Genomic DNA, 18931 nt, shown 5'->3' with positions numbered 1-18931 from the left:
GGTTTGCTGACGAGCATGCATCTCGCCCAGCTCAACGTCGGTCATCTGCGCGCGCCCCTCGAATCCCCCGAGATCGCCGACTTCGTCGCGGCCCTCGACCCCGTCAACCGTCTCGCAGAGGAGGCCCCCGGCTATGTGTGGCGGCTCAAGGGAGGAGACGGGCCTCAGGACGTCGTCCATCACGACTACGGTGACTACCTGCTGATCAACTTCTCCGTGTGGGAGGACAGGGACAGCCTGTGGGACTTCGTCTACCGCAGCGCCCACCTGGGCTTCCTGCAGCGACGCAGAGAGTGGTTCCAGCGCGTCGCGGAGCCGTACTCGGTGATGTGGTGGATTCCGCGCGGGCACGTGCCCACGCTGGAGGAGGGCATGGAACGCCTCGGCCTGCTCAAGGCGCAGGGCCCCACGCCGGAGGCCTTCACCTTCAAGCAGTTCTACGAGAGCAGCGAGGCCGCGTGGCGTCCCGCCGCCGCCGAGGTCAGGAAGTAGGCCAGGTCCTCGTCAAGCCCGCGGCCCATCGTCGACAGCCTGACCGGGCAGTCCGCGAGGGCCTCGTAAAGCCCCTCGACCGAGACCCCGACCAGCTCGTGCCGTACGGCCAGCGGCGCGCACTGCTCGGCGACCCGGCTGCCGAAGTCGCCGGGCAACTCGGGCACCACCACCTGGGCGGGGGCGAGGGCGACCCTGCCGTAGGCGGTCAGTGAGTGGTGGGATACCCCGATGTGGCGCTTACGCAGGTCGCCCTCGCTGACCCGCAGCGCCGCGACCGGCCTGCCGTCCAGCACGGAGGCCGCGTTGACCGCCTCGCCCGCCGAGACGCCGGAGAAGCCCCAGCGGGTGCCGGTGCCCAGGTTGCCGGGGCCCTGGGTGACGACCGCCACGTCGGCGCCCATGACGTGGCGGGCCGCGAGCAGGCCCGTGTGCAGCGTCACGGCCTCCACGTCGCCGCCGAACGCCTGGCCGACCGTGACCACCCCGTCGAGCCAGCCGATCTCTCTGAGCCTGGCGCAGGACATGGAGAACCAGGCGGGCAGCGCGCCGCCGTCGAGCATCACGTAGGCGACCCGGGCCCCGCCGGGGCGGGAACCGTAGAGGCCGCAGAGGATCGCGGGCAGCGCCGAGTGCAGGTCGGCGACCACGACCGGCATGCCGTCCAGCGAGTCGGCCTCGCGGAGCGCCTCGTGGAAGGGCGAGTCCTGCTCGTCCGCGCCGAGCACGGTGGCCTGCAAGGGGGTGTAGCGTGCCTTCACCAGGTGGCCGGGACCCTGTGGATCTTTCGGCAATCTGTTCGGGAGAGCCACCACCATGGCGTAACCTCCCGTACCGAGACCCATCGCGAGCGCGGTCGTGTTGAGGAGGACCGTGTCGCCCGGCTCAGGACGCCCGACCAGGGCGGGATAGGCCAGCGCGCGGACGACCCCCTCCTCGGTGGAGACCTCGATCTCCATCGCCCCCGACCACTCTCGCCGGACACGCGCGACCTCGCCCCTGCGCCATCTGATCACCGGGGAAGAGTAGCGCCACCTGGACGTAGAGTCATGTGAACAGGGAAGGAGGCCGGATGTCGCGCCGGAAGACCGAGCGGTTGCTGAACCTTGTGATCTGCCTGCTGGCCACGAGGCGGCCGCTCAGCGCCGAGCACATCCGCCAGGCGGTGCCGGGCTACGACGCCGCCAACGACGAGGCCTTCCAGCGGATGTTCGAGCGGGACAAGAACGAGCTGCGGGAGATCGGCATCCCGATCGAGGTCCAGAAGGACCCCTGGGAGGAGGACCCCGGCTACCGGATCGTCAGGGAGTCCTACGAACTGCCCGAGATCACCCTCGAACCCGACGAGGCCGCCGTGGTCGGTCTGGCCGCCCAGGTGTGGCAGCGCGCGAGCCTGGCCGAGGCCGCCAGCGGCGCGCTGCTGAAGCTGCGCGCGGGAGGAGTGGAGACCGACGAGGCGGACGGGATGCTCGGCGGGGCGCTCGAACTGCGCGTCGACACACGGGACCCGGCCTTCCCCGCGCTGTGGGAGGCCGTGCGCGACCGGCGCGCGGTCCGCTTCCCCTATCGGGCCGCGGCCAGCGAGAGCGTGCTGACCAGGACGGTCGAGCCGTGGGGAGTGGTCAGCCGCCGTGGCCGCTGGTACGTCGTCGGCCACGACCGCGACCGTGACGCGGCACGGGTGTTCCGGCTCAGCCGGATCAACGGCCCCGTCGTACCGGTCGGCCGCCCCGGCGCCGTCGTGGTCCCCGAGGGCGTCGACATCACCTCGATGGTCGGCTACCGCGACGAGATGACGGTCAGGGAGCGCACCGCCCTCATCCGGGTCCGCGAGGGCACCTGCCAGGGGCTGCGCCAGGTGGCCAAGGCCGTACGGCAGGGCACCGGCGGGTGGGACGAGCTGGACGTCGAGTTCACCGACACCGAGCGGCTCGCCGGGTGGGTGGCGGGCTTCGCCGCGGACGCCGAGGTGACCGGTCCGCCGGACGCCAGGGAGGCCGTGATCCGCCGCCTGAAGGGAGCCCTGGCGTGACGGGCGAGGACACACGAACGAGCAGGGGGAGCGCAGTATGAGCACGGCCGACCGGTTGCCCAGGCTGCTGGCGCTGGTGCCGTACCTGATGTCCCACCCCGGGGCGCAGGTGCCGGAGGTCGCCAAGGTCTTCGGACTGAGCGAGAAACAGCTCATCGACGACCTGCAACTGGTGTGGATGTGCGGGTTGCCCGGCCACACCCCGGGAGACCTGATCGACGTCTCCTGGGACGGCGGTGAGATCCTCATCGACAACGCCGAGACCATCGCCCGCCCGCTGCGGCTGGGCATCGACGAGGCGAGCGCGCTGCTGGTGGCCCTGCGGATGCTCGCCGAGCTGCCGGAGTTCGGCGACCGTGACGCGCTGGCGCGGGTCATCGCCAAGTTCGAGCAGGCCGCGGGAGAGGGCGCGGCGGCGGTCAGCAGCCAGGTCGCCGTCGAGGTCGGCGCGACCCCGGACGCCCTGCCGACCGTCAACGAGGCGTTGCGCCGCGGCCGGCGGCTGTCGCTGCGCTACCACGTGCCCGGCCGTGACGAGATCACCCCGCGCGAGGTCGACCCGATGCGCCTGGTCGTGGTGGACGGCCGTTCCTACCTGTCGGGCTGGTGCTACCGGGCCGAGGCGGTCCGGCTGTTCCGTCTCGACCGGATGCTCACCGTCGAGATCCTCGAAACGGCCGCCGACCCGCCCGCGGACGCGGTGCCCGACGAGGTGACACCCGGGGTGTTCCGTCCTTCGCCGACCGACGAGCTGGTCGAGCTCGAACTGACCCCCGCGGGCCGCTGGGTCGCCGAGTACTACGCGTGCGAGGAGGTCACCGAGCTGGGCGAGGGGCGCCTGAAGGTGGCGCTGCGGGCTCGCGACCAGGGCTGGCTGGTACGGCTCGCACTGCGTCTCGGCGACACGGGCCGGGTGCTCTCACCCGCCTCACTGGCCGAGAGCGTCAGGCGGGCGGCGACCTCGGCGCTGAATCGTTACGAGTCGGTCTCCTGACGTGCGCCGTTATGATCGGCTGTCATGAGCTGGATCTTCGCCGCGGTCGGTCTCGCCTTCGCAGGCCTGCTGGTGCTGGGTTTTCTCGGGGTTCGCGTGCTGCTGGCCACCAGGGAGCTGGGCAGGGAGGTCGACAGGATTCGCCGGACGATCACCCCCGCACACAGCGCCTTGAACGAGCAGGTCCGGACAATCCCATCCCGGAAGGGATGAGTCTGTGCCCGGGGGAGCGTACGATCGGGCAGGAGAGTGCGTGTCGTTCGGCCTAAGGATGTGTCATGCCTAACCTGGGACCCACCGAGCTGATCATCATCGGCGTGATCCTGATCCTGCTGTTCGGTGCGAAGAAACTGCCGGACGCGGCTCGCGGCCTGGGCCGGTCGCTGCGGATCTTCAAGTCGGAGACGGCCAAGCTTCGCGACGACGACGAGACGGACACCCACACGGCCACCCATACGGCCACCGTCGTCCAGGCGCAGCAGCCCGCCCCGGCTCCCCAGCCGCTCCCCACGGCTCCCACGGCCCAGACGGCCGAGGAGCAGGCGCGTGCCCTTGAGGAGCAGGCCGCGAAGCTGCGCGCCCAGGCCGGTGCGGCCAAGCCGCAGTAGGGGCCGTACCGCAGAGGCCGCAGCCAGGTCTGTGGCCGGCTCCCCACCACCTCACTCGTCAGACCGGGATTCGTGAATGGCGCTGCTGAAATGGCCCAAGCCGGGCTCGAACAGACCGGGATCGCCCACGGAATCCTCCGAGGGGCGCATGCCGCTCATGGAACACCTCCGTGAGCTGCGCAACCGCATCCTGATCTCCCTGCTCGGGCTGCTCCTCGGCATTATCGTCGGATTCATCTACTTTGATCCGATCTGGAAGTTCCTGGAGGAGCCGTACTGCAGCCTTCAGCAGGCTCAGCAGTTGCGACCTGGGCAGTGCACGCTCCTGGTGCTCGGGGTTTTCGACTCCTTCTTCGTCAACCTCAAGGTCGCGGCGCTGTTCGGTCTGGTCGTGTCCTCCCCGATCTGGCTGTACCAGTTGTGGGCCTTCGTCACCCCGGGGCTGTACCGCAACGAGAAGCGCTACTCCATGATGTTCATGGGGCTGGCCGTTCCGCTCTTCGCGGCCGGAGCCGCCCTGGCCTACTTCATCATGGACACCGGCCTGGCGATCCTGCTCAGCTTCGCCCCCGAGGGCACGCTGACAGGCCTGACGATCGACGAGTATCTCGGTTACGCGCTGGTGATGCTGGTCATCTTCGGTGTCTCCTTCGAGCTGCCGTTGCTCATGGTCTTCCTCAACGTGATCGGCGTTCTGCCGCGCGCCACGGTGGCCAAGCACCGGCGCACGGTGATCTTCGTCATGTTCGTCTTCGCCGCCCTCGCGACCCCGAGCACCGACCCGTTCTCGATGGTCGCCCTGGCGATCCCGATGGTCGTGCTGTTCGCCCTCGCCGAGGGCTTCATGTACCTCAGGGAGAAGAGAGCCCCCAAGGGCGAGGACTTCTCCAACCTGTCCGACGACGAGGCCTCCCCGCTCGACCTGGAGACGGATACCGATCCGCCGAAATAGGCGGTAGATTCCGGCCCCATGCCCGGAGAGATCGCCGTCCTCGTCAACCCCGCCGCCCGGGGCGGACGCTCACGCGGGATGCTCGGCCCGGTGCTGCACCGGCTGCGCCGAGGCGACAGGAAGGTCTCCGTGCTCGTCGGTGACTCCGCCGCCGACGCCCTGGCCAGAGCCCGTACGGCCGTGGCCGCCGGCGCGAGCGCGCTGGTGGCCTTCGGCGGTGACGGGCTGGTGCACCTGGCCGTGCAGGCGGTCGCGGAGACCGGAGTCCCGCTGGGGATCATCCCCGCGGGCACAGGAAACGACATCGCCACCGCCCTCGGCGTCCCGCCGGGCAGGCCTCTGGAGGCGGCCGACGCCGTACTCCGGGATGGCAGCCGTACGGTGGACGCCGTGCGGACCGGAAGCGGCGAGTGGTTCGCAGGGGTACTCGCCTGCGGCTTCGACTCCCGCGTCAACGAGCGGGCCAACCGGATCAGCGGGCCACCGGGCATGGCCAGATACCTGCTCGCACTGGCCGCGGAACTGGGCTCCTACCGGCCGATCCCGTTCCGGATGACCCTGGACGGCCCCTCGGGGACCGAGACGATCGAACGGCGGGCCATGCTGGTCGCCGTCGGCAACACCTCCTCCTACGGCGCCGGGATGCGCGTGTGTCCCGGCGCAGTCCCCGACGACGGCCTGCTGGACGTGACGATCATCGACGCGGTGCCCGTCGGGCGTTTCCTGCGCGCCTTTCCCCGGGTCTACCGGGGCTCCCACATCACCCACCCCTTCGTCACGACCAGGCGCGTGCGCGGGATCACGCTGGAGGCACCGGACGTGGTCGCCTACGCCGACGGCGAGCGCCTGGGCCCGCTCCCTCTCAGCTGTGAGGTCGTCCCAGGGGCTCTCTGTCTCTTTGCTCCGCCTTCGGCGTCGCGGGCTTGTGCGCCCTGAGTCGGTGCTTTCCCTCGTCACTGCGTCGCTGCGCTCCTGCGTTCCTCAGTCCAAGCACCGACGCGCCCAAGCCGAAAACCCCTCGCACACGGCACCGGTAAAGCACAAGACCAAACTCTTCACTTCTGGCGCCAGGGCGTCGGAGTGGAAACCTTTCGGGCACGGCGCCGAAGCACCCGAACCGAAAATCCCTCACACACGGGGCCAGGGAAGTGCAAACCGAACTCTTCGCGCATGGCGTCGGGATCCTCCTCAATCCGGGTGGAGGGGGAGGCGGGCGATCTTCTGGGGTTCGTGGGGCGGACCGGAATCCTGATATCGGTAGGCTTGGAGACATGACGACCCCAGCGGAACGTTACGCTGCCTTCCGTCAGAGCCAGGCCGACAGCGGACCGGCGCTGACCTCGTTCCGCGGTCTTTACAGCTTCCAGCTGGACGACTTCCAGCTGGACGCCTGCCGGGCTCTTGAGGCGGGTGACGGGGTGCTCGTGGCGGCCCCCACAGGCTCGGGCAAGACCGTGGTGGGGGAGTTCGCGGTGCACCTGGCCCTGCAGGAGGGCCGTAAGTGCTTCTACACGACCCCCATCAAGGCGCTCTCCAACCAGAAGTACAACGACCTGGTCAAACGCTACGGCGCCGCCAAGGTCGGCCTGCTCACCGGTGACAACAGCGTCAACGGCGAGGCCCCGATCGTCGTCATGACGACCGAGGTGCTGCGCAACATGCTCTACGCCGGGTCGGGGACCCTCGCGGGGCTCGGCTTCGTCGTCATGGACGAGGTCCACTACCTGGCCGACCGGTTCCGCGGCGCGGTCTGGGAAGAGGTGATCATCCACCTTCCCGAGTCGGTACGGCTGGTCGCCCTGTCGGCCACGGTCAGTAACGCCGAGGAGTTCGGTGAGTGGCTGGGGGAGGTCCGCGGCGACACCAGCGTCATCGTCGACGAGCACCGGCCCGTCCCGCTCTGGCAGCACATGCTCGTCGGTCACCGCCTGTACGACCTCTTCGTCGGTGAGGAGGACGGCCGCAGGCCGCTGGTCAACCCCAACCTGCTGCGCCTGGCCAGAGACGAGGAGCGACAGGCGTACGGCAGAGGCCGCAGGGGCTACTCCCGCCCGCGCAGGGGCGGCCCGCCGGACCGTTCCCAGGCCATCGAGCGTCTCGACGCCGCGGGCCTGCTGCCCGCGATCACCTTCATCTTCTCCAGGGCCGGTTGCGACGCGGCCGTCATGCAGTGCCTGTACGCCGGGATCCGGCTCACCACGGACGCCGAGCGTCACGAGATCCGGCAGATCGTCGACGAGCGCACCGCCCACCTTCCGGACGAGGACCTCGCGGTGCTCGGCTACCTGGAGTGGCGCGACGCCCTGGAACGCGGCCTGGCGGCCCACCACGCGGGCATGCTTCCGGCCTTCAAGGAGGTCGTCGAGGAACTGTTCACCCGCAACCTGGTCAAGGCCGTGTTCGCCACGGAGACCCTCGCCCTGGGCATCAACATGCCCGCCCGCTCCGTGGTGATCGAGAAGCTCGACAAGTGGAACGGCGAGACCCACGCCGACCTCACCCCGGGTGAGTACACCCAGCTCACCGGAAGGGCGGGGCGGCGCGGCATCGACGTCGAGGGCCACGCGGTCGTCCACTGGCAGCCGGGCATGGACCCGTTGCAGGTCGCGGGCCTGGCCAGCACCCGCACCTACCCCCTGCGTTCCAGCTTCCGCCCCTCCTACAACATGGCGGTCAACCTGGTCGGCCAGGTGGGCAGGGAACGTGCCAGGTCGCTCCTTGAGTCCTCCTTCGCGCAGTTCCAGGCCGACCGGGCGGTCGTCGGCATCGCCAAGCAGCTGCGCCGTCATGAGGAGGCGCTGCGGGGCTACCGCGACTCGATGACCTGTCATCTGGGCGACTTCGAGGAGTACGCCGGGATGCGCAGGGCGCTGTCCGACCGGGAGGCCGAGCTGGCGCGTCAGCGTGGCGCGGCCCGCAGGGGACAGGCGCTGCGCTCCCTTGAGGCGCTCAGGCCGGGAGACATCATCCGTGTGCCCGGCGGGCGCAGGGCCGGGGTCGCGGTCGTCCTGGACCCCGGGCTCAACTCCCGCGGTGAGGGGCCGGCCCCGCTGGTGCTGACCGCGGGCAAGCAGGTCAAGAAGCTCTCACCCGCCGACTTCCCCGTCCCCGTCGAGCCGGTCGAGCATCTGCGCATCCCGAAGAACTTCAACGCCCGGTCGCCGAGGGAGCGGGCCGACCTGGTCTCCTCCATGCACGCCAAGCTCGGTGACCGTGACCTCGGCAAGCCTCCCAGGGCGCGTGACCACGCCGCGGAGGACGAGGAGATCCTGCGCCTGCGCAGGGACCTCAGGCAGCATCCCTGCCACGGCTGTGACGAGCGGGAGGACCACGCCCGCTGGGCGGAGCGCTACTACAAGCTGCTCAGGGAGACCGAGGGCCTGCGCCGCAGGGTCGAGGGCCGCTCCCACGTCATCGCCCGCACCTTCGACAAGGTGTGCGGGGTGCTCGACCAGCTGGGATACCTCGACGGTGAGAACGTCACCGCAGAGGGTCGCAGGCTGGCCCAGCTCTACACCGAGTTGGACCTGCTCACCGCCGAGTGCCTGCGCTCCGGGCTCTGGGAGGGCCTGGACCCGGCGGAGCTGGCGGCCACCGTCTCCTCGCTGGTCTTCGAGTCCCGGCAGGCGGACGAGGCGCGTCAACCGAGGATTCCCGCGGGCGGGGTGCAGAAGGCGCTGGGCGACATGATGCGCCTGTGGGGCGACCTGGAGGCCGTCGAGAGCGACCACGGCCTGTCGTTCATCAGGGAGCCCGACTTCGGATTCGCCTGGGCGGCCTTCCGCTGGGCCAGGGGGCACAACCTGGACGCGGTGCTCGGCGACGGGGTCAACGGCGCCGAGCTGGCCGCGGGAGACTTCGTGCGCTGGATCAAGCAGCTGCTCGACCTGCTCGGCCAGATCGCCGACGCGGCCCCGTCCGGCAGCAAGGTGAGGCAGAACGCGGGCAAGGCGATGGACGCGCTCAGACGCGGCGTCGTGGCCTACTCGTCCCTGAGCTGAGCGGATCCGGGGGCGGGCACGGGCCGACTGACCGTCCGGTCAATACCGCGTGACGGCGGGTGGGCGGAACGTCACCTTCAGGGCTGTTTTCCGGGATATCGCCTAGGAAATTCCCAAAGCGGAACCATGTTGGACCCCCGCCCAGGGAGGTAGGAATGCTCGCCCTCGTCGCCGCGCTGCTGTTCGTTCTCGCGCTGATCTTCCAGATCGCCGGTGTGGCCGTCGGTTCCGTCGTGACCGTCACCACGCTCGTCCTCGCCGGACTGGCCCTCGTCGCCCTGCACCTGCTGGGCGTCGGCGCCGGCTGGACGCTCAAGAGGTAGTTCTTTTCTTCCCTGTTGTGGAAATCTGTGCACATGGGGTGTCCACAACAGGGAGAAAAGGAAATACATAAACCTCTTTGTGAAAAAGGGAAGGTGATAAATAGGGTTATTGTTGGGATGGAATGAGAGGATATTTTTTTGTGACACTTTGTGGTTGACTCGCTAGGGTGCAGAGTGATCTTCTTGGGGAAGAAGAATCTTCCGAAGGGATCGAACTGAAATGAAGATGCGAATGGAAGAAAGATGGGTCCTCGCATTCGACGCCTCGTGCGGCCAGTGTAGGCGGGTCTCTGGTGTGGTCATGCAAGTGTGTGACGAGAAATTAGAAGTCATGTCGCTGGCGAATCCGGAAGTGCATCAGTGGCGGGAGCAGAATTTTGGAGCCGAGCCGCCCTGGGTGCCGACGCTGATCAGGGTCCGCGAAGGGAGGGTAAGGGCGTGGACGGGGTTGGCGATGGGAACCCGACTCGCACGTCTGCTGGGACCGAGGTCGACGGCACGTCTATTGCGAGCCTTTGGTGAGATGCGCCGTGGTGAATGGGAAGACATGGTTCGTCGGGAGGCTACAGACCGGCCAGTCGGTGGCGCTATCGGTCGGAGTCGATTCCTGAAGCTGGCGGCCGGAGCCGGGGTAGCGGCGGGGCTGATTCTTGCTGGAAAAACCCCTGCTTTCGCGCAGTCGGAATACAGTGCTGCTGCTGCATGGGTGAATGCGAACAGGCATAGACTTCCTGAGCGATACGCTGATTTTGTTGCTTATTCTATAGTTTACCGTCAGTCGATTTTCGCCGCACTATCGCCTAAATCGCGGAGCAAGCTCTGGAGTGAGCATTTGAAGCATTATCGGCTGACTCATCCGAACCTCTCGGCTGAGCAGCTCAGAGTCATAGAGCTTGCCTCCGTGGTCCTGGCTGCTGAGGCGACATTCATCGAGGAACGTGATGCCGATGTAGACCGGAAACTGCTAGAGATCCAGGACGCAGCGGTAGCGGTCTTCGGCAAGGAAGAAGCTCGTCGGCTTATCGCTGTCCTTGGCCCCGAAGATAGTTCGGTGGGACTCGTGCCCGACTGCGAATGCAGTACGCTCAGTGACTACTATTGCGCTGGTCGCTGCATCGTCTCCAGTGAAGGACGTTTGTGCTACTGGAAACCAACCGGTTGTGGAACCGGCTGGATTTACCAGTGCAACGGGACCTGTGGATAGCTCTTACATTGATGGCGGCCATGTGAATGAGCTAGCCGCACTTGGCTATGAGGCTGATGGTGCGCCGTAGCTGGAGCTTAGTTCATAAGAAGCTTTCCGGATGTGGTGAAGATGCCATCATCGCCACATCCGGAGGTTTCATGGCTCAACCTAACGCTTAATTGAATGCCTGAGAACGCACCCTGCCAGTGCGGTGTGTGCGCCCACTGCTCTGGTTGCACTTCGAGACGCAGTTGGGATGGATCACCAGTCGGTACACTTGTCAGCCGTACCTCGGTGCGGGTGGCGAAAATGCCGGTGGGTGAACTTGGCTTTGAGGGCAGAGCCGAACGATCCGGCCGGGGCATTGTCGAGTGTGTGGCCAGTCCGGCCCATCGAATGCACCACATCTCAGTGATGGCAGGCGATCTGGAAGCGGGTGGCGATGTATCCCGTGGGTTCAAGCTATCGTCGTAATGCTGCTACTCGGCAGTAAATTTAGGTAATCATTGAAGGCCGCTGCTGGCATTCTTCGGCTGGAGATATTCTGGATCCTGGTGTTGGGTGTGAATTTGATGGCCACCAACTCTTCGACAATTTATCATGGCAGTTGTTTTTCTTAGGAAATTAATGGTGCAGCAGGCCGTTGGTGTTTTCGTTGGTGCCAACCCGCCAAGGGCTGTATGGTCGGCGAAGTAGGCTGGCACGCCGGTGCCGATGCGCGATCGTGTGTGCTGGGCCAGCTCCGTGCCACGATCTCAAGACAGCAAGCGGCGTAGCTGCCCGGGCAGCCCGGTGATCACTTTGGCGATCGTGTCCGACACGGCTTCGGTACCACGGCCAGCCAATGCCGGGCCGTTCTTCATCTGTTCCCGAACGCTGTAACCCTTCATCCAAGGCAGGTACAACGGCAGGGTGAACGAGGCTGTGTGCTCCGCTAGGGTGTCGACCGACTGGTGTCAATGGTGAGATCACTCTCTCAGGGGCCCGGCGCCGCACGGTCCTCGGGCTCGGGGGTCACATGGCCGTCAGCCTTCTGCCGGGCGCGGGAGCACCCACCCGTCGCGCCCGCTCGCTGCGCAGGCAGGAAACCAGCCCTCGCTCGAGCGCTCCCGTCCCTGAATGAATAGGGCCTGAAAATTGTCTCGTGCGGGATCCGCATAGTGTCGCTCTCGGGAAAGTCAAACTTCAGCCGATGGGCGACCTTTTCTGGGCTCCACGATATGGTCCTGACGCCGGGGCTTGTTCCGCCTTTTTCACGGCGCCGTTCGTGGACCCGACACCAGTGTGCCGTCCGGGTGGAGGACCTGTCCAGCCAACCGCTGCTGCGCGTACTTACGCAGCCGTCAGCTGACCACCAGTTTGTCGACCTCCGACCCCTGGACCCGACTCGGCTTGCCATTACGCGACCGCTGCACGGTATTTGACCCTCCCCCTTAGGCCAGATCTCCACGATACGAGGGGAGGGTCAGTTGTAGCCTTTGTCGCCGTGGAGTTTGGCGGGCCGACGGCGTCGTAGCCCGTGTCAGGAGCGGATTGGCGGGATGCTGCGGATCAGCGGCTGCAGGGCCGGGCTGGCACGGGTGTTGGCGGCACTGATCGCGATGGCCAGGGGCAGGCCGGTGCGTTCGGTGACGAGGTGGATCTTCGAGCCTTTCTTGTCGCGATCGACGAGGCTGGGGCCGGTCAGGTCCCCTCTTGACCGCGCACACGCTGACCGAGTCGATCGCGCGCCGCGACCAGTCCAGCTCCCCGCGGGCGCCGAGTTCGTCCAGCATGATCCGGTACAGTCGGGCCCCATCCGCGCCTGGCTCCACTCGGCGAAGCGGCAGTTGACCGTCTGCCAGGAGGCATCAAAGACCGGCGGCAGCTGCCGCCAGGCGCAGCCGGTCGTGGCCACGTAGATGATGGCCGCGAGGATCACACGATCGTCGACCCGCCGCCTTGCGGCCGTGTCGGCGCAGACGGGACCACCCGCTGGAACAGCTCCCACAGTTCGTCGGGCACCACTTGCTGAAGGAGCGCATCCACGAACGGTCTAACGACTGACCCCAAATGATTCACGGTCTTAGTGGGTGTTTGGTCCATAAATGCGGTGAAAGGTGGCGGTTCTTCGCGCTCTCGGCGCTGATGGAGTTGGAGACTCTGGGACAGATGTGCGCCACTTGAGGTGAGTGAGACACACGCGGACACCTTCTGCGCCCAGGTTTCTGTTTGATTCAAACATGCCCGCCATATGCCGTTATGGCAGATGGCCGCGGCGCCTCACCTGCCTGACCTGACCGATACGCCTCTGGCCGGCAGACCTGTACGGCGCTACGCCACGGTCATGACCGAACACCGCCGCTACCCCAGCGATCTATCCGATGCCCGCTGGCAGCTCATCGGACCGATCCTGACCGCCTGGCGCACCGGACGCCTCGCCTGCGCCCTGGGCATCGATCGCCCACCCGAGCACGACCTGCGCACCATCATGAACGCGATCCTGTACGTCGACCGTACCGGCATCCCCTGGCGCTACCTGCCGCACGACTATCCGCCCTGGGCCACTGTGTACCGGTACTTCGCCGCCTGGCGCGATGAAGGGGTGTTCACCGAGCTGAGCGGCCTGCTGCACCGCCTGGCCCGCATCGCCGAGGGCCGCGCGCCCGAGCCGTCGGCCTGCGTCATCGACGCACAGAGCGTCAAGACCTCCACCGACGTCCCCGCAGCCGACCAGGGCATCGACGTCGCCAAGAAGATCGTCGGCTGCAAGCGCAGCATTGTGGTCGACACGCTCAGCCTGCTGCCGGCCGTACTGGTCACCGCCGCCTCCGTACCCGACTCGGTCGCCGGCACCGCCCTCATCGACCAGATCGCCGCCACCCACCCCACCATCCGCAAGTCCTGGGTGGACGGCGGCTACCGGCAGCACCTCGTCGAACACGCCGCCGCCCTCGGCATCGACATGCAGATCGTCCGCCACACCCCCGGCCGAGGCTTCACCGTCCTGTCCCGCCGCTGGATCGTCGAGCGCACCCTGGGCTGGCTCATGCTCCACCGCCGACTGGCCCGTGACTACGAAGCCCTACCGGCCAGTTCCGAAGCCATGATCCACATCACGATGATCGACCTCATGAGCCGCCGCCTCACCGGAGAATCCACCCCGACCTGGCGAGACACCTGAGCCCAAATCAGACGGAATCCATGGGATCAAACACCCACTTAGACAGGGCTTGGATCGCGGGATAAGGCCAGCTCTGCTGGAATCCTAAAAGAGGAAGGTCCATTCGGCTTTTGGGAAACTGGAGTAGAACTCTGGATTCCGCCGTCAGGTCAGGCTGAAACGGACCTCCCGGGTCGCCGGGTCGGCGCGCGTCAGCCGTACCCGGACGGCCTCGCCGAGCGGGAGCCGTTCCCCGTCACAGCGGGCCACCACGGCGGGGTCGGTGACCTGCACCAGCCCCCCGGAACGGCCCTCGTCCACGTCGATCACCACCGCGTCGAACGTCTGGCCGACCCGCTCACGTAGCACGAACGCCTCGACCAGGTCGACGCACGCCCTCTCGGCCGCGCCCGCGCGCCGTCCCGTCACCCGCATGACGCCGGGCAGCTCGCCCATGACCCGCTGGACCTCCTCGGGCACCGGCTCGCCCGCCGCGACCGACAGGCAGACCTCGGTGGCGTAGCGGTCGATGAGCCTGCGCAGCGGAGCGGTCACGTGCGCGTACGGCGCGGCGACCGCCGCATGGCCCGCCTGGGCCGGCGGCGCGCCGTTGAAGGCCACGTATCCGGCCCCGCGCAGCAGGACCGTCGACTCCTCAAGAAAGGCGGCCTGCCCGGGGATCTTCGGGTCGAGGCCGTGGACGACCTCCCCGTAGCCAGCCCCGTCCGGCCACGGCACGCCCAGCGCGGCGGCGACCCGGCGAACCTGGGCGATCTTCTCGGCGGGGGCGGGCGGCAACACCCTCAGCAGGCCGATCTCGGCGTCAAGCATCATCGAGGCCGCGGCCATGCCGGTCAGCAACGAGATCTGCGCGTTCCAGGCCTCGGCCTCCATCGGGGCGCGCAGCTCGACCCGGTAGCCGTCCCCGTCCGGGACGACCTCCTGCTCCGGGGTCGGCAGCGTGACGCCGCCCCTGTCCCGTTCGAGTGCCAGCCTGAGCCTGCCGATCTCGGCCAGCAGCCGCAGCGTGCCGTCCGCGGTCCCGGTGTCGACCGCGGTCTGCACGTAGTCGTAGTCGAGGCGTTCCCGGCTGCGCACCAGCGCCCTGGTCACGTCGGCGCCGACGACCCTGCCCTCGGCGTCCAGGTCGACGCACCACAGCGCGGCGGGCCTGGTCGCGCCGGGCAGCAGGCTGGCGGCGCCCTCGGAGAGTACGGCGGGATGCAACGGCACCCGGGCGTCCGGCATGTAGACGGTCTCGCCCCGGGTACGGGCCTCGGCGTCGATCGCCCCGCCGGGCCGTACGAAGGCGGCGACGTCGGCGACGGCGTACCAGACGCGGTAGCCGCCGCGACGCTCCTCCAGGTGCATGGCCTGGTCCAGATCCATGGCCCCCGGCGGATCGACCGTGACCAGGGGAAGGTCGGTGCGGTCGAGCGTGGGCAGCGTGGGTGTCCTGGTGACCTGCTCCGCCTCGGCGCGCACGGCCGGAGGGAACTCCCCGGGCAGCCTCAACTCACGCCTGATCCGCTCGAATCCGTCGCTCAGCCGCGGATGGGGGTCTTCGGGCACCCGGATGCTTTTGTGGGGCACGGGGGCCAACCTACCGCTCTCCGCGGCGCCCGAGCTCGGCCAGGGCGGGGCTCAGGGCCGCCAGGTCCAGGACAACGCATCGGCGAGGCGGCCGAGAGGACCGCCGAGCCCATGACGCCCGGCCAGGTCGGTGAGCGCCCGCGGGTCGCGCGGCTGCGCGGGCAGGGTCAGGCCGACATCGGGCACGGGCACGTCGTGGGCGACCCGGACCACCTCGGGTGCCACCCGCAGGTAGTCACGGGCGGCCTCCAGCCTGTTCCGCTGCGCCCCGGCGAGGTCGCCGTCCCCGTCGAGGGCCTTGAGCAGCGCGTCGAGCGAGCCGAACCGGGTGATCAGGGCGGCGGCGGTCTTCTCGCCGACCCCGGGCACCCCGGGCAGGCCGTCACTGGGGTCGCCGCGCAGGACGGCGAAGTCGGCGTAGGAACGGCCCGGCACGCCGTATTTGGCGGTGACCGCGGCCTCGTCGACGAGCTGGAGGTTCTTGACGCCCCTGGCGGTGTAGAGGACCCGGATCGGCACGCCGTCGTCGACGAGCTGGAACAGGTCCCGGTCACCGGTGACGATGTCGACTCCGCCGCCGGTCTCGCCCCGGGGGCGCAGCGCGAGCGTGCCCATCACGTCGTCGGCCTCGTAGCCCGGCACGCCGAGGCGGGCGATGCCCGCGGCGTCGAGGACCTGCTCGATCACCGGGACCTGCGGGACGAGTGTGTCGGGGGTCTCCTCGCCGCCTCCGGGGGCGAGGCGGTGCGTCTTGTAGGACGGGATCGCCGCGACCCGGAAGGCGGGACGCCAGTCGGCGTCCATGCACGCGACGAGCTCGCCGGGGGAGTGCTGCCTGACCAGCATGGCGATCATGTCGATGAGGCCGCGCACGGCGTTGACGGGCGTCCCGTCGGGGGCGGTCACCGACTCCGGGATCCCGTAGAAGGCGCGGTAGTACAGCGAAGGGGTGTCGAGAAGCATCAGCCCGGGCATGGCGACCATTTAACCAAGTCGTTCACCCGGGCAGGACGATCATCAGAACACAGGTGTCGTCCTCGGGGTTGGGGCCGCCGACCGCCTGGATCAGCCGGTCCAGGGCGGCCTCCCCGTCCTGCCGCCGCAGGGCGGAGGCGGCCCTGAGGGTCAGGGCGAACCCCTCGTCGATGTCGCGGTCGCGCCGCTCGACGAGCCCGTCGGTGAACAGCAGCAGCGCGTCACCGTCGCGCAGCCGTACGGCCGAGCGTTCGTACCGTTCGGACAGGGTCGCGCCGAGCAGCACCCCCGAGGGCGGCTCAAGCTGGACGGCGGTCCCGTCGCGGACCAGGATCGGCGCCGGGTGCCCCGCCTGGCTCCAGGTGAACACGCGGCTCAGCGGGTCGAGGTGGCCGACGACCGCGGTCGCGGTGGTCTCCTCGAAGCGGTGCATCACCAGGTGGTTGAGCCAGGTCAGCAGCCGGTCGGGAGGCTCGCCCGTCATCGCGAGGCCGCCCAGCGCGTGCCTGAGCCTGCTCATCTGGGTGACCGCGGGCAGGCCGTGGCCGGACACGTCGCCGATGGTCAGCAGCACCCGTCCGTCGGGCATGGTCGTGGCGTCGTACCAGTCGCCGCCGAGGCCGTCCTTCTGCCCGGCGGGGACGTAGCGGACCTCCAGCCGGGCACCGGGGAGGTCGACGGACGCTCCGAGGCGCGGCATGATCGCCTCGCGCAGGGCCGTGCTCACGCCCTGCTGCTGGGCGGCCCGCTCACGGACCTCCAGCAGTTGCCTGCGCGACTCGGAGGCGATCTGCTCGGCTCTGCGGCGGCCGGTGACGTCCTGGATCACTCCGTGCACGGAGGCGTGTCCTCCGCTCACGACGGGGTCCAGGGCCGCGCGGAGGTTGCGGACCTCCCCGCGGCGGCGGATGCGGAACTCGGCCTGCCCGGGCTTGGCCAGATCGACCACCGACCTGAGCAGCCCGTCGACGAGGGCCCGGTCCTGCGGCTCGACGTGGCCGACCAGGTCACGCAGGCCGATGGGGCCCTCGACGGGATCGCGGCCGAAGATGGCGTAGGCGTGGTCGGACCAGGTGGACTCGCCGCTGTGCAGGTGCCACTCGGCCCAGCCCAGATCGCCCAGCCGTTCGGCATGGGCCAGCCGCGTGCTGAGAAGTTGTCTTTCGACGGCCATGTGCTCGTCCAGCTCTCCGCGCAACGGCTGCACCATCTCTGCCGCGGTCAGCGGGGCGGAACCGGTCACGTGGTCGTTTCGTGGGTGGAGGGGTGGCTGGTGGCCGCCCACTACGCCGACCATTTAGCTCGCTCTCGAATGTGGGGACCTAGGGACATCCTATCCACAAAATGTGATCGTCCTTCAACGGATTGTAGTGGCACTGTCACCCGAACGACGTCCTTTCCCCGGACTTTCCCCGGTCGCGACGATCAAGGGTGTGGCCACAGGTGTGGTGCCGATCTGTTCACGATTACATTGGTCGGTGTGACAAAGGAGTCCTCTGACCTGTATCCCGTGACCCGTCTCGCCGCAGCGCAGGAGGCCACGGCCGCCGCCGGCCTCGGCGCGCTGCTGCTCACCCCGGGCCCCGACCTGCGCTACGTGACCGGCTACGAGGCGTTGCCGCTCGAACGGCTCACCTGCCTGGCGTTGCCCGCCGAGGGCCCCGCCTTCCTGGTGGTGCCCCGTCTGGAGCTGCCCGCCGCGGAGCAGTCCCCGGCGGCGCGGCTGGGTGTCGAGTTCGTGCCCTGGGACGAGACCGACGACCCCTACGCGCTCGTCGCCGCGCGGCTGGGCGGCGCGGGGAAGGTCGGCAGGGTCGGGCTGGCCGACCGGATGTGGGCCATGCAGTCGCTGCGTTTCCGCGACGCGTTGCCCGGCACGGAGCAGGTGCTCGCCGGATCGGTGCTGCGCGGCCTGCGCATGCGCAAGAGCGAGGCCGAGGCGGCCGCGCTCCGCGAGGCGGGGGCCGCGATCGACGCCGTGCACGCGCAGGTGCCGGACTTCCTGCGGGCGGGCCGTACCGAGCGGGAGGTCGGACGGGACATCGCGGATGCGATCATCGCGGCGGGGCACTCGACCGTCGACTTCGTCATCGTCGCCTCCGGCCACAACGGGGCCAGCCCGCACCACGACCTCTCCGACCGGATCATCCAGGAGGGCGAGCCCGTGGTCGTCGACATCGGCGGCCAGATGCCCAGCGGCTACTGCTCCGACTCGACCAGGGTCTACTGCGTCGGGGAGCCGCCCAAGGAGTTCACGCGATACTACGAGGTGCTCCAGCGGGCCCAGGAGGCCGCCTGCGCGGCCGTCAGGCCCGGGGCCTCGTGCGAGTCGGTCGACGCGGCGGCGCGCGAGGTGATCGCCGAGGAGGGCTACGGAGACTACTTCATCCACCGCACCGGGCACGGCATCGGCCTGGAGACCCACGAGGAGCCCTACATCGTCGCCGGCAACACCGAGCCGCTCGAACCGGGGCACGCCTTCTCCGTCGAGCCGGGCATCTACCTGCCGGGTGAGCACGGCGCCCGCATCGAGGACATCCTCATCTGCACCGAGGAGGGCGGCGAGCGGCTCAACCACCGCCCTCGGGAGCTCGTCATAGTGTGACAGGTGTAACAATCGGGTGGCCGGCGAT

General features: G+C 68.6%; 17 protein-coding genes and 1 pseudogene. 12 read left to right on the top strand and 6 right to left on the bottom strand.

Going from position 1 to position 18931, the window contains the following annotated elements; genetic code table 11:
* The first annotated feature begins 15 nt into the window (after positions 1-15).
* Positions 16-492 carry a DUF3291 domain-containing protein gene (locus ACFOYY_RS18245; RefSeq protein ID WP_386190440.1) on the top strand — a complete coding sequence of 159 codons (477 nt, stop codon included), beginning with the start codon at positions 16-18 and terminating at the stop codon, positions 490-492.
* Here the strand turns inward: ACFOYY_RS18245 and ACFOYY_RS18240 are convergent.
* Positions 438-1508 carry a DUF3866 family protein gene (locus ACFOYY_RS18240; protein ID WP_352013078.1) on the bottom strand — a complete coding sequence of 357 codons (1071 nt, stop codon included), beginning with the start codon at positions 1506-1508 and terminating at the stop codon, positions 438-440. The two genes, ACFOYY_RS18245 and ACFOYY_RS18240, sit on opposite strands and share 55 nt — an antisense overlap.
* A 56-nt stretch (positions 1509-1564) precedes the next feature.
* Here ACFOYY_RS18240 and ACFOYY_RS18235 point away from each other — a divergent pair, with 56 nt between their 5' ends.
* From ACFOYY_RS18235 to ACFOYY_RS18195, 9 genes are all read left to right on the top strand, one after another.
* Positions 1565-2524: a helix-turn-helix transcriptional regulator gene (locus tag ACFOYY_RS18235; RefSeq protein ID WP_352013077.1), complete on the top strand. Its 960-nt coding sequence runs from the start codon at positions 1565-1567 to the stop codon at positions 2522-2524.
* Positions 2525-2561: 37 nt separating this feature from the next.
* Positions 2562-3518 (top strand): helix-turn-helix transcriptional regulator, encoded by a 957-nt coding sequence (locus ACFOYY_RS18230; protein WP_352013076.1) that lies wholly within the window; start codon positions 2562-2564, stop codon positions 3516-3518.
* Positions 3519-3542: 24 nt separating this feature from the next.
* Positions 3543-3731, top strand: a complete 189-nt coding sequence (locus ACFOYY_RS18225; protein ID WP_352013075.1) for a hypothetical protein — start codon at positions 3543-3545, stop codon at positions 3729-3731.
* A gap of 65 nt (positions 3732-3796) precedes the next feature.
* Positions 3797-4126: a Sec-independent protein translocase subunit TatA gene (gene tatA / locus ACFOYY_RS18220; protein ID WP_352013074.1), complete on the top strand. Its 330-nt coding sequence runs from the start codon at positions 3797-3799 to the stop codon at positions 4124-4126.
* 157 nt (positions 4127-4283) lie between these two features.
* Positions 4284-5078: a twin-arginine translocase subunit TatC gene (gene tatC / locus ACFOYY_RS18215; RefSeq protein ID WP_386190378.1), complete on the top strand. Its 795-nt coding sequence runs from the start codon at positions 4284-4286 to the stop codon at positions 5076-5078.
* Between the two features lie 18 nt (positions 5079-5096).
* Positions 5097-6014, top strand: a complete 918-nt coding sequence (locus tag ACFOYY_RS18210; protein WP_386190377.1) for a diacylglycerol/lipid kinase family protein — start codon at positions 5097-5099, stop codon at positions 6012-6014.
* Between the two features lie 335 nt (positions 6015-6349).
* Complete coding sequence (locus ACFOYY_RS18205; protein WP_386190376.1) at positions 6350-9079, top strand: DEAD/DEAH box helicase; 2730 nt, start codon at positions 6350-6352, stop codon at positions 9077-9079.
* A 155-nt stretch (positions 9080-9234) separates the two neighbouring features.
* Positions 9235-9402: a hypothetical protein gene (locus ACFOYY_RS18200; RefSeq protein ID WP_352013070.1), complete on the top strand. Its 168-nt coding sequence runs from the start codon at positions 9235-9237 to the stop codon at positions 9400-9402.
* Positions 9403-9733: 331 nt separating this feature from the next.
* The gene (locus ACFOYY_RS18195) at positions 9734-10606 is read left to right on the top strand and encodes a bacteriocin fulvocin C-related protein (RefSeq protein WP_386190375.1); all 873 of its coding nucleotides are present in this window, start codon (positions 9734-9736) and stop codon (positions 10604-10606) included.
* Between the two features lie 737 nt (positions 10607-11343).
* Here ACFOYY_RS18195 and ACFOYY_RS18190 read toward each other — a convergent pair.
* Positions 11344-11478 carry a hypothetical protein gene (locus ACFOYY_RS18190; protein WP_386190374.1) on the bottom strand — a complete coding sequence of 45 codons (135 nt, stop codon included), beginning with the start codon at positions 11476-11478 and terminating at the stop codon, positions 11344-11346.
* Between the two features lie 635 nt (positions 11479-12113).
* Positions 12114-12616 (bottom strand): annotated as a pseudogene (locus ACFOYY_RS18185) (IS5 family transposase); the annotation flags it as partial.
* A 298-nt stretch (positions 12617-12914) separates the two neighbouring features.
* On the opposite strand from ACFOYY_RS18185, the gene ACFOYY_RS18180 reads away from it, so the two are divergent.
* Positions 12915-13751 carry an IS5 family transposase gene (locus tag ACFOYY_RS18180; RefSeq protein WP_386190373.1) on the top strand — a complete coding sequence of 279 codons (837 nt, stop codon included), beginning with the start codon at positions 12915-12917 and terminating at the stop codon, positions 13749-13751.
* A 144-nt stretch (positions 13752-13895) separates the two neighbouring features.
* On the opposite strand, the gene ACFOYY_RS18175 is transcribed toward ACFOYY_RS18180, so the two are convergent.
* Genes ACFOYY_RS18175 through ACFOYY_RS18165 form a run of 3 tightly spaced genes read right to left on the bottom strand, consistent with a single transcriptional unit; the run spans position 13896 to position 17541 of the window.
* Entirely contained in the window at positions 13896-15323 is a 1428-nt protein-coding gene (locus ACFOYY_RS18175) for an RNB domain-containing ribonuclease (RefSeq protein ID WP_386190372.1), read from the bottom strand.
* A 51-nt stretch (positions 15324-15374) separates the two neighbouring features.
* Entirely contained in the window at positions 15375-16298 is a 924-nt protein-coding gene (locus ACFOYY_RS18170) for a 5'-3' exonuclease (RefSeq protein WP_386190371.1), read from the bottom strand.
* Positions 16299-16320: 22 nt separating this feature from the next.
* Positions 16321-17541 carry a PP2C family protein-serine/threonine phosphatase gene (locus ACFOYY_RS18165; RefSeq protein WP_386190370.1) on the bottom strand — a complete coding sequence of 407 codons (1221 nt, stop codon included), beginning with the start codon at positions 17539-17541 and terminating at the stop codon, positions 16321-16323.
* Between the two features lie 237 nt (positions 17542-17778).
* Here ACFOYY_RS18165 and ACFOYY_RS18160 point away from each other — a divergent pair, with 237 nt between their 5' ends.
* Positions 17779-18903 (top strand): M24 family metallopeptidase, encoded by a 1125-nt coding sequence (locus tag ACFOYY_RS18160; protein WP_352013066.1) that lies wholly within the window; start codon positions 17779-17781, stop codon positions 18901-18903.
* Positions 18904-18931: the final 28 nt, after the last annotated feature.

Origin of the sequence: Streptosporangium jomthongense (assembly GCF_042650425.1) — a bacterium.
Lineage (GTDB): Bacteria > Actinomycetota > Actinomycetes > Streptosporangiales > Streptosporangiaceae > Streptosporangium.
The sequence above is the reverse complement of the archived record's forward strand: the minus strand, read 5'-3'. Positions and strand labels throughout refer to the sequence as shown.

Coding starts and splice junctions, on each gene's coding strand:
- ACFOYY_RS18245 (WP_386190440.1), top strand. CDS start 16: ATGCATCTCGCCCAGCTCAACGTCGGTCATCTGCGCGCGCCCCTCGAA.
- ACFOYY_RS18235 (WP_352013077.1), top strand. CDS start 1,565: ATGTCGCGCCGGAAGACCGAGCGGTTGCTGAACCTTGTGATCTGCCTG.
- ACFOYY_RS18230 (WP_352013076.1), top strand. CDS start 2,562: ATGAGCACGGCCGACCGGTTGCCCAGGCTGCTGGCGCTGGTGCCGTAC.
- ACFOYY_RS18225 (WP_352013075.1), top strand. CDS start 3,543: ATGAGCTGGATCTTCGCCGCGGTCGGTCTCGCCTTCGCAGGCCTGCTG.
- tatA (WP_352013074.1), top strand. CDS start 3,797: ATGCCTAACCTGGGACCCACCGAGCTGATCATCATCGGCGTGATCCTG.
- tatC (WP_386190378.1), top strand. CDS start 4,284: ATGGAACACCTCCGTGAGCTGCGCAACCGCATCCTGATCTCCCTGCTC.
- ACFOYY_RS18210 (WP_386190377.1), top strand. CDS start 5,097: ATGCCCGGAGAGATCGCCGTCCTCGTCAACCCCGCCGCCCGGGGCGGA.
- ACFOYY_RS18205 (WP_386190376.1), top strand. CDS start 6,350: ATGACGACCCCAGCGGAACGTTACGCTGCCTTCCGTCAGAGCCAGGCC.
- ACFOYY_RS18200 (WP_352013070.1), top strand. CDS start 9,235: ATGCTCGCCCTCGTCGCCGCGCTGCTGTTCGTTCTCGCGCTGATCTTC.
- ACFOYY_RS18195 (WP_386190375.1), top strand. CDS start 9,734: ATGTCGCTGGCGAATCCGGAAGTGCATCAGTGGCGGGAGCAGAATTTT.
- ACFOYY_RS18190 (WP_386190374.1), bottom strand. CDS start 11,478: ATGAAGGGTTACAGCGTTCGGGAACAGATGAAGAACGGCCCGGCATTG.
- ACFOYY_RS18180 (WP_386190373.1), top strand. CDS start 12,915: ATGACCGAACACCGCCGCTACCCCAGCGATCTATCCGATGCCCGCTGG.
- ACFOYY_RS18170 (WP_386190371.1), bottom strand. CDS start 16,298: ATGCCCGGGCTGATGCTTCTCGACACCCCTTCGCTGTACTACCGCGCC.